Here is a 15,705-nt window from a genome sequence, read left to right as displayed (position 1 = left end):
CGTCAATCTTTCGCAATGGATACCGGTCGATAGGCCGGATTGAGAATATGGAATGCCGCCAGCGCGACCATATAGGCACAGCCGCAAGCGATGAAGAACGGGCCATAGCTGCCCACCACATCCAGCAGCAGACCCAGCGATTTCGAAGCCAGAAATCCTCCCAAGGCACCGGCGAACCCGCCCAGCCCCACGAGCGTGCCTTGGGCAAAGCGTGGAAACTGATCGCCCGGTAGCGAGAAAACGTTGGTGGAAAAGCCCTGATGCGCCGCGCAAGCCAGCCCGATCAGCGCCACCGCCACCCAGATGTTGCTGGCCGCCCCCGCGCCCATCACCGGCAGAGCGAAGAGGGCCGCTGCAAACATCGCCCGCTTGCGCGCCGTCCCCACCGCCAAGCCGCGTTTCAACAAGCGCGAGGAATACCACCCGCCCACAATCGCCCCGACATCGGCCAGAATATAGATGACCACCAATGGCGGCCCGAAATTCTTCAGGTCATAGCCATAGGTCTTGTGAAAGAAATCGGGCAGCCAGAACAGGAAGGTCCACCAGACCGGATCGATCAGAAAGCGGGCCACCATATAGGCCCATGCCTCGCGATGGCGCAGCACGGCCAGAAAGCCCGCGCGGCCAACGGTTTCGGCAGGCTCCGCCTCGACCCAGGCACGCTCTTCGGCCGATAGCGCGGGATGATCGGCGGGCGCGCGGTAAAACAGCCACCATGCCGCCAGCCAGACGAGATTGAACGCCCCCGTGATGATAAAGGCCCAGCGCCAGTCAAACCCCAAACCGGCCACAATGAAGGACACCAGCAAAGGCGTGACCAGCGCCCCGACATTGGCGCCTGCCCCGAAAATGCCGATAGCCAGCGCCCGCTCGCGCAAGGGAAACCATGAGGAAATGGCCGCCAGGGCCGAAGGATAGGTGCCCGCCTCACCCAAGGCCAAGGGCAGGCGCGCCACCACGAACTGCCCCGTCGATGTGGCCAGCGTTTGCGCGAAATGGCCAATGGTCCACGCACCCATCGCCAGCAGATAGCCGATACGCGGCCCCACCCGGTCAATCAGCGCGCCAAAGAACAGAAAACCTATCCCATAGGCGATCTGGAAATAGCCGGTGATGTCGCCATAGCCGGTGTTGGTCCAATGATAGAGCGCGGCCAGTTGCGGCTTGAGCACCCCCAGCACCAGCCTGTCGATATAGGACAGCACCACGGCGGCAAACAGCAGCCCGCAAATCATCCAGCGCACCCGCCCTTTGGGCGGTGTGGCCTTTGCATCCTCTCCCATGGCCGATCCTTACCAGTTGTACATCGTGCCATCTTCCAACCGGTTCACCGGCAGGAAGGCGCGCTTATATTCATATTGCACGGCCAGATCCTCATCGATCTCCACCCCCAGCCCCGGGGCATCGCCCGGATGCATCATGCCATCCTTGAAGCTATAGGCATGGGGGAATACAGCGTCCGTCTCGGGCGTATGGCGCATATATTCCTGAATGCCGAAATTGGGCACCGACAGGTCGAAATGCAGCGCCGCGGCCATGCACACCGGCGACAGGTCGGTGGCGCCATGGCAACCAGTGCGGATCTGATAGAGATCGGCCAGCGCGGCAATGCGGCGCAGATGGGTGATCCCGCCCGCATGCACCACCGTGGCGCGGATATAGTCAATCAACTGGTTCTGGATCAGATCCTTGGCATCCCAGATCGAATTGAAAATCTCGCCTACCGCCAGCGGGCTGGTGGTGTGTTGGCGGATCAGTTTGAAGGCTTCCTGATTTTCCGCAGGCGTCGCATCCTCCAGCCAGAAGGGGCGGTAAGGCTCCAGATCCTTGCCCAGACGCCCCGCCTCGATCGGGGTCAGGCGGTGGTGGATGTCATGCAGCAGATGCACGTCCCAGCCCAGAGCTTCGCGCGCGGCCTTGAACAGTTCGGGCACCACGCGCATATATTTCGACGTGTTCCACACGTTTTCGGTGGGCAGGTCCGCATCGGCGGGTTCGTAGAAATATTTGTCTTTCGACACGCCATAGGTGCTGGCCATGCCCGGCACACCGCATTGCAGACGGATCGCCTTGTAACCCTGCCGCTGATATTCCAGCGCTACCTGCACCGTATCCTCGATGCTGGTGCCATTGGCATGGCCATAGACCATCACCCCGTCGCGGCTTGCCCCGCCCAGCAATTGATAGACCGGCAGGCCCGCAATCTTGCCCTTGATATCCCATAGCGCGGTATCCACCGCCGCGATCGCGCTCATCGTTACCGGCCCGCGCCGCCAGTAGGCGCCCTTGTAGAGATATTGCCAGATGTCCTCGATCCGATGCGCGTCCCGCCCGATCAGACAGGGGATGACGTGATCGGCCAGATAGCTGGCCACCGACAATTCGCGGCCATTGAGCGTGGCATCGCCAAGGCCGTACACGCCCGCATCCGTCTCGATTTTCAACGTCACGAAATTGCGGCCGGGGCAGGTTACGATAACCTTGGCGCCAGTGATGATAGGCATGGGGGACTTCCTGTGTTCCAGATAGTTTCGATAGGTTGCGCGCAGATCAGGGCGCGACGGTCAAAGTGGCGCTTTTCAGATCGACCGAATTGTCGCCGGTCATGATCTCGAACTCGCCCGGTTCGACCACGCGATGCATCGATCCGTCCCACATTTGCAGCGCTTCCGGTCCCACGGTAAAGGTGACCTTGCGCGTCTCGCCCGGCTTCAGGGTTACGCGCTCAAAGCCCTTCAACTCCTTGACCGGGCGGGTGACGGAACTGACCTTGTCGCGGATATAGAGTTGCACCACATCATCACCGGCGCGCTGGCCGGTGTTGGTGATGTCCACCGCCACCTGCACCTTGCCCGCCACGCCGATTGTATTGGCCGACAGGCGCGGGGCCGACAGGGCAAAACTGGTGTAACTCAGGCCGTAACCAAAGGGATAGAGAGGGGCTGTCGTGTCAAACAGATAACCACGGCGCGCGCTGGGCTTGGCGTTATAGAACATCGGCAATTGCCCCACCGAACGCGGGATTGTCACCGCAAGATGGCCGCCGGGGTTCACATCGCCGAAAAGCACATCGGCGATAGCATGTCCGGTCTGCTCGCCCAGATACCAGCCTTCAAGGATGGCATTGGCCTGCTCGCTGACCTTCACCGCCGAGGCGGGGCGGCCATTGATCAGCATGACCGCGATCGGTTTGCCCAGAGCCTTGAGCGCATCGAACAATTCCTGCTGCTCACCCACCAGATCAAGGCTGGGGCGGTCGCCCAGATGGTTGTTGGCCCAGCCCTCGCGGCTCGATTGTTCGGTATCGCCCAAAGTCAGCACGATGCGGTCGGCCTTTTTGGCCACTTCCACCGCCTCGGCGATCAGCTTGCGATTGGCGGCGGGGTCGGACTTGGTCACGCTATCGGCCCACCAGTCATCGTCCTCGGTGATCTTCACGCCTTGGGCAAACAGGATCTCGGCCTTGGTTCCCACCTTGGCCTTCACACCCTCCAGAATGGACACCGGATGCGCAGGCTGGCCGTAATAGCCGCCCAGACGCGCCACCGCGATGCTGGGGCCGATCAGGGCAATCTTGCCTTCCGGCTTCAACGGCAACATGCCATCGTTCTTTAACAGGGTAATCGCCCGCTGCGCCGCAGTGCGGGCCAAAGCGCGTGCTTCATCATTGTTGGTGATCTTGGTCGCATAGGCGGCATCGGCATAGGGATGTTCAAACAAGCCGGCGCGGAACTTCAACTCCAGCATCCGGCGCACCGCCTTGTCCACCTGCGCCTCGGCCACCTTGCCCTCGCGCACCAGCTTGCCCAGCGAGGCATAGGACAGACCCTCGGGCAGGTCGGCATCCACGCCCGCGTCCAAAGCCCGCATCGCTGCGCCTTCCAGACTGTCGGTAATGTGATGGATGCTCATCAGCTGATCCACCGCCGAATAGTCCGACACAACCGCGCCCTTGAAGCCCCATTCGCCGCGCAGCACATCACCCAACAACCATTTGTTGGCATGGCTGGGCACGCCATCGATCTCGTTATAACTGGCCATCACGGCCTCGATGCCGGTACGCTTCACAACCTGTTCAAAAGGCGGAAAGAAATTCTCGCGCAATTCGCGTTCTGAAATGGGTGCGGGGCCAACATTGGTGCCACTCTCGGGCTGGCCATGGCCGGTCAGGTGCTTCAATGTGGCAAATACCTTGCCCGGCGCCAATTGACGCTGATGGCCGGAGCCTTGCAGCCCTTCGACCGCCGCCACGCCCATCTCGCCCACCAGATAGGGGTCCTCGCCAAAGGTTTCCTCGATCCGGCCCCAGCGCGGTTCACGCGCAATATCCACCACCGGCGACAACACCAGCGACACACCCCGCGCGGCAATTTCACGCCCGATCACCTTGTTCACGTCGCGGACCAGAGCCGGATCCCAGCTGGATGCCATCGCCATCGACATGGGAAAGCTGGTCGAGCCGACACCCGTATGGCCGTGCAGCCCCTCCTCATGGAACAGAATCGGGATGCCAAGGCGGGTTTCGGTCAGGGCCCATTTCTGCAAGGCATTGACTAGCGCCACTGTTTCGGCAGGATTACGCCCCTTGGCCACGCGCGGACTGACCGCGCCCTTGGCATCGGAAGGGCGGGTAAAATGGCCAAGACCCTGCGGATATTTGGCGCGCAGCCTGGCGAGATCGAGTTGCAAATTCTCGTCAAAAATTCCGACCTTATTTTCCCAGACCGTCGTGATCTGGGCGATCTTTTCCTCCAGCGTCATCCTTGCCAGCAAGTCATCAACCCGGGCCTCGACCGGCGCCTTGGCATCCTTATACAGCGGCATTTCCTGCGAAGTGGCGGCAGGCGTAGCGGCAAAAGCGGGGGACACCCCTGCCCCGGCGACCAAAGCGAACGCGGACACAGCGCACAGCGTGCGGGCAATTTTTGACATGAATGACCTCTCCGACAGGAAACGACCTGAAGTTTGTGAATAGAGCTTGCATCGCCCCTCTTGTTACCGCTAACATTACTCCAAGTGATCACGGTGTCAATGCCCCTTTGCTAAAGGGGTGATATCGTCGCCACCATGCGGAATTTGCACAAGAATGGAGCGTCGAGCCGATCTGCGACTCCGTCCGGCAAGAGAGGATTTCTTCGATGCGCCCCCTATTGACCGCCCTCGCCCTGCTGGCCCTGATGCCCCAGACAGTGGCCCATGCCGAAGACGGCCATGAACTATGGCTGCGCGCATCCCCCCTGCCCGCGCCACAACGATCGGCCCTGCGCCATCAGGCCACCCGGCTTCAGACCACCGCCCATGGCCCTACCGCCCGATTGGCCTTGGCCGAATTGCAACGCGGTCTGGCGCGATTGGGCGCGACACCAGCGCGCGGAGGCAAGGGCGGGACCATCACGCTGGAACTGGTGCAGGATAGCCGCATCAACGATGAAGGCTTTCACATCACCGCCCGCCCCGATGGCCAGACCGTGATTGCCGCCCGTCGCGAAATCGGACTGCTGTATGGGGTCTTTCATTATCTGCGGCTTGCCGCGACGGGTGCGCCCTTGGCCACATTGGATCTGGCATCTTCCCCGCGCGTGCAATTGCGGGTGCTCAACCATTGGGACAATCTGGATGGCGTGGTCGAACGCGGCTATTCGGGCCGCTCGATCTGGGACTGGTGGCGCCTGCCCGACTGGCGCGATACGCTTTACACCGAATATGCCCGCGCCAATGCCTCGCTGGGGATCAATGGCGTGGTGGTCAACAATGTCAATGCCAAGAGCACCAGCCTGACCGCGCCTTATATTGCCAAATTGGCGGCCATCGCGGGTGAATTGCGCCCTTGGGGTATCCGCGTTTACCTGTCTGCCCGCTGGACTGCGCCGATGGAGATTGGCGGATTGAAAAGTGCCGATCCGCTAGATCCAGCGGTTGCCGCATGGTGGCGCGCCAAATCCGACGAGATTTACGCCGCCATTCCCGACTTTGGCGGCTTTCTGGTCAAGGCCAATTCCGAAGGACAACCCGGACCACAAGATTACCGGCGCAGCCATGCCGAGGGCGCCAATATGCTGGCAGCGGCGGTAAAGCCCCATGGCGGCGTGGTGATGTGGCGGGCCTTTGTCTATGCCCATGATAATCCCGACGATCGCGCCAAGCAGGCCTATAATGACTTCCAACCGTTGGACGGGCAATTTGCCGACAATGTGTTGGTGCAGGTCAAAAATGGCGCGATCGATTTCCAACCGCGCGAGCCTTTCCATCCGCTGTTCGGCGCTATGCCCAAAACCAATCTGATGATGGAATTCCAGATCACCAAGGAATATGTGGGCCAATCGACCCATCTGACCTATCTGGGCACACTGTTTTCCGAGACATTGCAGGCCGATACACAGGCCAAAGGCACCGGATCAACCGTGGCCAAGGTGGTGGACGGGACGCTGGACGGGCATAGATTGACCGGCATGGCGGGCGTGGCCAACATCGGGGCGGACCGCGATTGGTCAGGCTCGATCTTTAATCAGGCCGACTGGTATGCCTTTGGCCGTCTGGCATGGGATCCAGAGCTTTCGCCCGAGACCATCGCACGCGAATGGGCCGCGCAAACCTTTGGCCCCGCGCCCAAAGTGGTCAACACCGTCACCACGATCATGATGCCCTCACGCGAGGCGGCGGTGGATTATATGACGCCTTTGGGGCTGGCCCATGTGATGGGCACCGGCCACCATTACGGCCCCGCGCCATGGGTCAGCCATCTGGCCCGACCGGAGTGGAATCCGGTCTATTACCACAAGGCCGACGCCCAAGGCATAGGCTTTGACCGCAGCGCAAAAGGCAGCAATGCCATCAGCCAATATGCGCCGCCCATTGCGCAAAAACTGTCCGATCCGGCCACCACGGACGAGCGGCAATTGCTGTGGTTTCATCACCTGCCCTGGGATTACCGTTTGAAGAATGGGGAAGCCTTGTGGAGCGGCATGGTACATCACTATGACGCAGGCGTGGCGCAAGTGGCCCGTATGCAGGTGCAATGGGATAGTCTGCAACCCTATATCGACAAAGAGCGTTTTGCCAAAACCCAGGCCTTTCTGGCCATTCAACGGCGTGAGGCGCAATGGTGGCGTGATGCCTCCATCGCCTATTTTCAATCGGTCAACCATTTGGACCTGCCCTCAGGCAGCGCCAAGCCTGCCCATGATCTGGATTGGTACAAAGAGCAAAACCTGCCCTATGCGCCAGGCAATCCATGAAAAGGCATGATTTCGATTGGTGCGCCAGTCTGTATGCGATACGCACCAATTTCGCTCTCTGCACCCCGTTTGAGCCCATGGATTGATGACCAGAACCCGTTCCCGCAGCCAACGCAACGCCGCCACGATCAAAGATGTGGCCCAACATGCGGGCGTATCCTCAATGACGGTTTCGCGCGTGATCAATGGCGATGGCATGGTGCGCGATACCACCCGCGCCAAAGTGACCGAAGCGATCAAGGCGCTCAACTATTCCCCCAGCGTCGCCGCCCGCCAATTGGCAGGCGGGGACGAGCTGCGCATCGCGCTGGCCTATGCCAATCCTTCGGCGGCCTATCTGTCAGAATTGCTGATGGGCTGTTTGGAACAGACCAGTCGACTGAACGTGCAATTGACGTTGGAACGGTTCGAACCTGATTGCGCCGTGGCCGACGTGGTCAAACATCTCAAGCGAGGTCAGGTCAACGGGATCATCCTTCCCACGCCCCTATGCGATAGGGAAGATATGTTGAGCGCCCTGCAGGATGAAAACATCCCCACGGTCACCGTCGCACCGGCCAGCAATCGCCCCGATAGCCATTGCGTCTATATCGACGATTTTGAAGCCGCCAAGGAAATGACCCGATATTTGATCGATACGGGCCATCGCCGCATCGGCTTTATCAAAGGCAATCCCCAGCATGGCTCCAGCGTCAGACGCTATCGCGGCTTTCTGGCCGCTTTGGCAGAGGCAGGGATGGACATGGACCCGACCTTGGTGGAGCAGGGCCTCTACACCTATCGATCAGGTTTGAGCGCGGCGGAAAAATTGCTGCGCCTGCCGCAACGTCCCACCGCCATCTTTGCCAGCAACGACGATATGGCCGCGGCCACGATTGCCATGGCACATATGATGATGCTGCATGTGCCGTTTGATTTGAGCGTTTGTGGTTGCGACGATACGCCCTTGGCCACAACCATTTGGCCCGAACTGACCACCATCCGCCTGCCGATCCGTGAGATGGCCATGTCCGCCACGGAAATGTTGGTAGAGGCCGTACGCAGCCGCAAGCGCAAGTCCAAAATCCAGCACCAACTGTTTGATTGCAAGCTGGTACGACGCCAATCCGATGCCCCCCCGCCGTCCTATGGGCGCGGCTAGGCGTTTGGTGGTCCGGCAAAATCCAGCGGGGGCAGCGGCAAAGCAAAGCGGCAATAACCAGCCATGCTTTCATGCGACCAATGCAGATCAAAGCAAAATGTCTACGCGATTTCCATTAATACAAAAAAATTTCAAAATAACTGAAATGACTCACGCAACCATCACCAGCGCTGGCTTACCCTATTAATATAGGCTTATGCTTATATAAACGGGAGAGTGCCTGATCAATGACCGGAACACAATCCGGCAATGGTCAGGATAGCAATTAGACGCGACTCAGGCGAAGTTCAAATACGTACCTTGGGGCGTGTCCAGATGCGTAAGAGGGATCGGCTATGGGCAATTTCTTCACACGTGTGTCGGACAGAACGGTCATTGACGAAATCGAGCGGGTAAGACAGTCGCTGGCCAATGGCGAATTGTCAGCCAGACTGCACGAAACGGGCGGCAATAACCCGCCAACGAACGCCATACTCTGCGCGATCAATGGCCTGCTGGAGAGCGTGACGCAACCGGTCAACGAGATCTCGACCCAAATCGCACGCATGACCGCCGAGCACGAGCGTGGCGACATAGATGTCATCCTTGATACCAGCGCCCTGCCCGGAACTTATGGCAAGATGGCGAGGCAGGTTAATGAATTGGTTGCGGCACATATAAAGGTCAAGAAGCAAGCGATGGCCTGTGTCAAAGCCTTCGGCGAAGGGGATTTCAAGGCTTCGATCGAGCCATTGCCGGGCAAGAAGGCCTTTATCAATCAAGCACTGGACAGTCTGCGCATCAATCTTACCGGCCTAATCGCCGAAATGCAGAACATGTCCAGTGAGCATGAGCGCGGCGATATTGATGTGATGATCAATAGCGCCAAGTTTCAAGGCGATTTTGCGCTGGTCGCCCGTGGCATCAACGACATGGTAGCAGGCCATATTGCGGTCAAGAAAAAGGCGATGGCCTGCGTCAAAGCCTTCGGCGAAGGCGATTTCAAGGCCTCGATCGAGCCATTGCCCGGCAAAAAGGCCTTTATCAACGATACGCTGGAAACCTTGCGGGGCAATCTCGTCGGCCTGATCGCCGAAATGCGGCATATGTCCAGCGAGCATGATCGTGGCTACATCGATGTGACGATTAATGACGCCAAGTTTCAAGGCGACTTCGCGCTGGTGGCGCGCGGCATCAACGAAATGGTGGCCGGTCACATCGCGGTGAAGAAAAAAGCGATGGCCTGCGTCAAGGCCTTTGGCCAAGGCGATTTCGACGCGCCGCTCGAACAATTCCCCGGCCAGAAAGCCTTTATCAACGAGACGATCGAGACTTTGCGCAAAAACCTGCGGGACATCACCGGTGAAATCCAGCAATTGATTGTCGCGGCCACCAAAGGGCAGCTGTCCAAGCGTGGCGATGCATCGCGCTTTGTCGGCGATTTTGCCGGACTGGTGCGCGATATCAACGGTATGCTTGATGCGATCCTTTTGCCGATCGAAGAGGGCAATCGTGTGCTGCGCCTGTTGAGCAATGGCAATTTGCAGGAAAAGGTCGAAATGGAATGCCATGGCGACCACCAAAGGATGCGGGACGCGGTGAACGCACTGGTTGTGGCCATGCGCAGCACGGCGCATGTGGCCGACCGCATCGCTGGCGGCGATCTGACGGTGGAGCATCGCGCTCTATCACGCGATGATCAATTGGGCAGCGCACTGGCCGCCATGATCGACCGCCTGCGCAAAACGGTGGAGGTGGCTGATCGCATTGCCGATGGCGATCTGACCGCCGAGCATCGCGCCCTGTCGGAGGCTGATCAGTTAGGCGGCGCTCTGGCTTCGATGATCGAGCGGCTTCGCAATGTGGTGGGAATGACCACGCTGGCGGTCAACAATGTATCAGCGGGCAGCAAGCAATTGGCAGCAAGTTCCGAGCAAGTCTCGCAAGGGGCGACAGAGCAAGCCGCCTCGGCCGAGGAGGCATCGGCATCCATGGAGCAAATGGCTTCCAATATTAAACAAAACGCCGACAATGCGGCACAAACCGAGAAAATCGCCCGCCAGTCGTCCAGGGATGCCGAACTGTCGGGACAGGCTGTTGAAAAGGCGGTGCTGGCCATGCGGACCATCGCCGAAAGGATCGGCATCGTTCAGGAAATCGCCCGCCAGACAGACCTGTTGGCGCTCAATGCCGCAGTAGAAGCCGCGCGGGCAGGCGAACATGGCAAGGGCTTTGCGGTCGTGGCATCCGAAGTGCGCAAACTGGCCGAACGAAGCCAAAGCGCGGCGGCCGAAATCGGGGCAGTCTCGTTTGAAACGGTCAAAGTGGCCACCGACGCGGGGGAAATGCTCACACGCCTTGTGCCGGACATTCGGCGCACGGCGGAATTGGTGTCGGAAATCAGCGCCGCATGCCGTGAGCAGGATATTGGTGCGGCTCAAATCAACGAGGCTATTCAACAACTCGACAAGGTAACACAACTCAATGCCACGGCCTCGGATCAAATTTCGTCGACCGCGGAAGAATTGGCCGCACAGGCCGACGAATTGCAAAACTCTATCGCCTTCTTCCGTACTGGAAATCAATCCCATATGAACCGGCATGCGCCCTCAGCCTCTCGCGCGACCGCAGAGCCACTTTGCATGCCCGCCTTTGGCAACCACACCGCGCGCTGGGCCAACAGGCAACAACCGCCAATGCCGAGGGGCAATGGCTTTACTCTGGACATGTCTGATGGCGGCATGGACGCAGACGACCAACTGTTCAGCCGCAATCTGTAACACATGATCGAATGAACCAAACCGTATTTGTTTGATGATTTCATCAACACTTGTGTGAAAACCCATCGGAGGCGGGAAAAGGCCCAATTCTGATCCTGTTATGAATTACAGCACGATTTGCGCCCATGATCCCGGGATCAGGCAACAAGATGCCCTGCTCTCGCCCGAATGGGTAGTGGGTCGCAAATCTGGCGGAGACATCATCGCCGCCCCTCGCATGAGGGGTGCAAACTCTTGCTTCAAGATATTATTCCAGCATTTGATGCCTGAACGCTTAAAAAGGCAGCGCAACACAAAGGCTGAGGCGATATTTTGTGGTAAGAACAATCTTGGCAAAGCACTCCGCATAATTCATAGAAAATGCCTACCGTGGATTTACGCATTCCTTTCGCCCACGGGGAGGCTGGTGACCGTCATGACGCTGGATATCAAAGACATCTATTCGGTCATTGAGCAAATCTACGAGGCTGCGGGCGAAGAAGAAGGAATGCACCACATTCTGAACCTGCTGAAGGGCCAGTTTCAGGCTGTCGGCGCTTTATGCTTTGCAACGCCCGACAATGCCGATTGGGGCGGTGGCGAAGCGCCTTTTTCCTTTTCTTTGAACGTGGGCTTTGACCAGAATGCGCTGGCCACTTTCCAGAATGATGTCTGGAAAGAAGATTACATGCTGCCTTTTATGGCGCGGCCCAGTTTTACCGCCGAAACCCATGAGATCCTGACACCCGAGGCCCAGAATAGCAGCGAATTTATCCATTGGCTGCGCCAGCATGCGGGCGCGGATCGTCGTATCGGACGCGTGGCGGAGGTTCATCCCGGAACGCGCAGCGGCCTGTCACTTTGCCTGCCCGTCGGGTTGGAGCGCAGCGCCGATATGCGGCAAGCCTTTGACAAAATCGCGCCCCATCTGGACCGCGTGATGGGTTTAAGCGTGCGTTTCGGGGAATTATCCGCACAACAGGCCTGCCTTGAAACCATGCTCAATCAAAGCCAGATGGCGGTGCTGCTGTTGGGGCGGAGCGGGCAATTGCTGTGGAGCAATCAGGCAGGCCAGATGTTGGCGGATGACCCCGGCCTGTTTCTATGGGCCAGAGGCGGCCCTGTGCCGGTGGAGCCTGTCGCCCAGAAAGCATGGCGTAGGCATATTGCCTTGCAGGGGCAAGAGCCGACTATCACACCGCTGTTGCGGCTTGGGCCGCGTCATCTGGCCAAGCTGGATCGCGTTTCAGCGCCATTGCGTCGCGCTTTTGGTCATCAGGCCTCGCATCTTGTCACTATCCGCCATCCGCAAGAACCCAAACAGGCTCTGGCGCAGGCCAGATCGGCTCTGTGGTCAACGCTGTTCGGCCTGACGCCCAGCGAGTGCCGCGTGGCCGACGCCTTGATGACCGGCCAACGTGTAGCCGATATTGCCACAAGCCTGGGCGTGGGCACAGAAACCATCCGCACCCACGAAAAGCACATTTTCGCCAAAATGCAGGTCCAATCACGGGCCGAGGCAGCGCATGTGCTCACCAGTCTGGCTTGAAAAGGCTGCGATGATGCAAACAGACCTGCTCAACCAAGCGACCGCAGCTTAGGCGGCTTCGGCGCGGATCTGGGCCTCAAGGCGCCGACGCACTTTCAGCGCGCCATTGTCGACCCTTGCGCTGATTTCCTGCGGCATGGTCGCGCCCGATTGCAGCACGCGCTCAATCGCCTCGATGGCATCGATGTCTTCGGGCTGGATGCGGCTGCCCATGCCAATCTGGATCTCGCCCAGATGCGGTTGGTCGATGCCGAAATTGCGTGCGGTCATCACCATGTAATGCATACGCGTTGGGCTGGCGGGGGTGATGATGTGGATATAGTTCTGGATACCAAGCTCGGCACCGGTGGCCGCGTCATACATCGCGCCGCCCGTGCGGATCATGCAGGGGCCCAGATATTCGGAATCAAAATGCTGGTGAACCGGCCCCGTCTGCTCGGGAAACTGCATTTTTATCAAGGGATTTAGCGGCAAGTTCTCGCCGCGCCGCTGCACCGTCAGACTGGTCTGGGTTTCTATCACAGACACCGGAATAGCGGCGACCTTTTCGCCACCGGGGATAGTCTTGTCATGGATGAAGGTAACATGGCTTAGATCAAGCAGGTTCTCGATCAGAAGCGTATAGCGGCCATCAACGGTTTTGATCGGATGCTCTTCCACCGCCCAATCGGGCCGCCCCAGCCCGATGCTGGCCACATCGGGGATATTGGCAGGGTCTGCCCGTTCGGCAGCGCCGGTCCAGATCCAGATCAGCCCACCGCGTTCCGCCACAGGATAACGACGCAACCGGGCATTTTGCGGGACACCGCTCTGGCTCGGCACGTTCTGGCATGCGCCATCCGGACCAAACTGAAAGCCGTGATAGCCGCATTGCACTGCGTCGCCCACCAAACAGCCCTTGGCCAGAGGAAAGGCACGATGCGGGCAGATCCCCGCCAGCGCCAAGGCTTCGCCTGCCGCGCTACGGTAAAGGATCACCGGCTCGCCCAGAATGTCGCGCGCCAACAGATCGCGCCCCACTTCCGAAGCATAGGCGGCCACCCACCATTGGTTGCGTGGATAGGGCTGATCGACGGACAGAGGGTACATGGCATTCTCCCGATTGCATGGTTTGTGGCCATGTTTGTCAATTGACCAACACTCTTTGTCAATCGAAAAACATTCATCCTTGCCCACGCCCTCCGGATGCGTCATGGGCAGGACATGACCGCAAACGACATTGCACCGCCCCGCCCCCGAACCGTCCGCCCCCAAACCGTTCGCTATGATGGCGCCCAAAATCGGCTGCGGGTGCTCGATGCCGCGCTCGATGTGTTTTCGCAGGTGGGCTATGAAGGCGCCAGCACGCGGGCGATTGCGGCCGCCGCCGGGATCGAGCAGGGGCATCTGGCCTATTACTTTCCCAACAAGATGGCGCTCTGGCGACAGGTGATCGAAACCTTCGCACAACAGGCCGAACAGCGCCTTGCCCATCATATCGCCTTGTCCGAGGGGGCGCCTGCTTGCGCCATCGCCAGAGCCGCCCTACCGGTGTTGCTGCGCGGTTTTGCCGAAAACCCGCGACTGACCCGCCTGATGCTTCAGGAAATGTCGGTGTCCTCCGACCGCAGCACGTGGCTGGCCGAGAATTTTGCGCAGCCGGTGTGGCGCTTGCTTGCGCCGGTGTTCAGCCAGATGCGCGCCGATGGGTATCTGGGGGGGACAGCACCGGAAATAGCCTATTTCAGCCTGATTGGCGCGGCGCTGATCACCTTTGGAAATCGCGCCTTGATCGCGCAGTTTTCGGGGATAGACCCTGCTGACGAGCACTGGGTGGAAGAGGCGATCGCCCACATGCTTGCACCGGTTTTCACCAGCACAGGACCGGCCAAATAGGCAGGCAAGGAGAACGCCACCTATCGGCTCGATTGCAATCTCCACTTTTTGTTGCGCTTGTCGATCGGCGGACCATCCTACTATTATGCGCCTATGGGCTGTTTGGCCCATTCGCCAGCTTTACGATCAACACCGGCCACCAATGCGGCCCAGGCACCACATGCTGTTTTCAAGGGAAGAGACCCAGTCCATGAGCTTTTGCGACACGATCTGGCAAGATGTCGCCCCGCTGCGCCGCGCGATCCTCGCCCAGCCTTTCCTTGCCGAGCTGGCCGATGGATCGCTCCCGACTGAAAGCTTCAGGCACTATATGCTGCAGGACAGTCTCTACCTTGCCGAATATGCCCGCGTACTGGCGATCGCAGCCGCGCGTGCACCTACGGCTGCGGGACGCCTCGAATTCTCGGACGGTGCCAAGGTTGCAGTTCAGGTGGAACAGGCGCTGCATCAGGCCTTTTTCGTACAGTTCGGTGTCACCCCCGAAATGGCGCGGCAGGCCGAGGCGACGCCCGCATGCCTTGGCTACACCAGCTACTTGGCCAGCCTCGCCGCAACGCGCAGCTACGAGGAACTGATTGCGGGCATCCTCCCCTGCTTCTGGGTCTATTGGGAAGTGGGCTGCGACATCAAGCCGCGCGCTGTCTCGCCCAATCCCTATGCCGCATGGATCGACACTTACGCCGCCCCCTCCTTCGGCGAGGCCACCGATCGGGTGCGCGCCTTGGTGGGCGAGGCCGCCGCCAGCGCCACGCCGACCACCCGCGCAGCCATGGCGACCGCCTTCCGCAACGCCACGCGCTACGAATGGATGTTCTGGGATTCCGCCTACCGGCGTGAGACCTGGCCGATCTGAGCGGGGCCTTGGAGGATTGTCTTCAATTGGCAGGTGTGGCGCCAACCGGAATAGCGTTGGCGCCACATGCTTTGAAAAGGCGTGTGGACAAAGGGTTGCGGATATGTCCCCGTCAAGCCATTTCTGGATAATCGACATATCCCGCCGCACCGCCGCCAAAGAAGTGGACTTGATGGGGTGGACGCCCCCCCCCGACGGCATTGATGTGCCATAGTGGAGGTGTTGAACACCACTTGAGGAGGCGTCCATGTCGGAGATTAGCACGATCGGATTGGATATCGCAAAGAATGTGTTTCATGCGCACGGGGCCG

The 15,705-nt window shown here is 59.5% G+C and carries 10 protein-coding genes; 6 read left to right on the top strand and 4 right to left on the bottom strand.

Annotated elements, in window-relative coordinates; all coding sequences use genetic code 11:
- Positions 1–2: 2 nt before the first annotated feature.
- From EOE18_RS06550 to EOE18_RS06540, 3 genes are read right to left on the bottom strand one after another with little or no spacing between them, the layout of a single operon-like run.
- Positions 3–1,286 carry an MFS transporter gene (locus tag EOE18_RS06550; protein ID WP_127707494.1) on the bottom strand — a complete coding sequence of 428 codons (1,284 nt, stop codon included), beginning with the start codon at positions 1,284–1,286 and terminating at the stop codon, positions 3–5.
- A gap of 9 nt (positions 1,287–1,295) precedes the next feature.
- On the bottom strand, positions 1,296–2,507 hold the full coding sequence (gene manD, locus EOE18_RS06545) for a D-mannonate dehydratase ManD (protein WP_127707492.1): 1,212 nt from the start codon (positions 2,505–2,507) through the stop codon (positions 1,296–1,298).
- Between the two features lie 46 nt (positions 2,508–2,553).
- Complete coding sequence (locus EOE18_RS06540; RefSeq protein WP_127707491.1) at positions 2,554–4,935, bottom strand: glycoside hydrolase family 3 N-terminal domain-containing protein; 2,382 nt, start codon at positions 4,933–4,935, stop codon at positions 2,554–2,556.
- A 206-nt stretch (positions 4,936–5,141) separates the two neighbouring features.
- Between EOE18_RS06540 and EOE18_RS06535 the strand changes: the two genes are divergently transcribed.
- The 4 genes from EOE18_RS06535 to EOE18_RS06520 all read left to right on the top strand — a co-directional run bounded on the left by EOE18_RS06535 (position 5,142) and on the right by EOE18_RS06520 (position 12,666).
- Positions 5,142–7,238 (top strand): alpha-glucuronidase family glycosyl hydrolase, encoded by a 2,097-nt coding sequence (locus tag EOE18_RS06535; RefSeq protein WP_164852679.1) that lies wholly within the window; start codon positions 5,142–5,144, stop codon positions 7,236–7,238.
- A gap of 85 nt (positions 7,239–7,323) precedes the next feature.
- Complete coding sequence (locus EOE18_RS06530) at positions 7,324–8,379, top strand: LacI family DNA-binding transcriptional regulator (RefSeq protein ID WP_127707489.1); 1,056 nt, start codon at positions 7,324–7,326, stop codon at positions 8,377–8,379.
- A gap of 335 nt (positions 8,380–8,714) precedes the next feature.
- Positions 8,715–11,138, top strand: a complete 2,424-nt coding sequence (locus tag EOE18_RS06525; RefSeq protein WP_127707487.1) for a methyl-accepting chemotaxis protein — start codon at positions 8,715–8,717, stop codon at positions 11,136–11,138.
- A gap of 415 nt (positions 11,139–11,553) precedes the next feature.
- Positions 11,554–12,666, top strand: a complete 1,113-nt coding sequence (locus EOE18_RS06520; RefSeq protein WP_164852678.1) for a helix-turn-helix transcriptional regulator — start codon at positions 11,554–11,556, stop codon at positions 12,664–12,666.
- A gap of 48 nt (positions 12,667–12,714) precedes the next feature.
- On the opposite strand, the gene EOE18_RS06515 is transcribed toward EOE18_RS06520, so the two are convergent.
- On the bottom strand, positions 12,715–13,755 hold the full coding sequence (locus EOE18_RS06515; RefSeq protein ID WP_164852677.1) for an aromatic ring-hydroxylating oxygenase subunit alpha: 1,041 nt from the start codon (positions 13,753–13,755) through the stop codon (positions 12,715–12,717).
- Positions 13,756–13,869: 114 nt separating this feature from the next.
- On the opposite strand from EOE18_RS06515, the gene EOE18_RS06510 reads away from it, so the two are divergent.
- Both EOE18_RS06510 and tenA read left to right on the top strand, forming a co-directional pair.
- The gene (locus EOE18_RS06510; RefSeq protein ID WP_164852676.1) at positions 13,870–14,541 is read left to right on the top strand and encodes a TetR/AcrR family transcriptional regulator; all 672 of its coding nucleotides are present in this window, start codon (positions 13,870–13,872) and stop codon (positions 14,539–14,541) included.
- Between the two features lie 190 nt (positions 14,542–14,731).
- Positions 14,732–15,394 (top strand): thiaminase II, encoded by a 663-nt coding sequence (gene tenA / locus EOE18_RS06505; RefSeq protein WP_127707479.1) that lies wholly within the window; start codon positions 14,732–14,734, stop codon positions 15,392–15,394.
- Positions 15,395–15,705 lie beyond the last annotated feature (311 nt).

Source organism: Novosphingobium umbonatum, from assembly GCF_004005905.1.
In the GTDB taxonomy this organism is placed as follows: Bacteria; Pseudomonadota; Alphaproteobacteria; order Sphingomonadales; family Sphingomonadaceae; genus Novosphingobium; species Novosphingobium umbonatum.
This window is presented reverse-complemented; position numbering and strand designations above follow the sequence as displayed.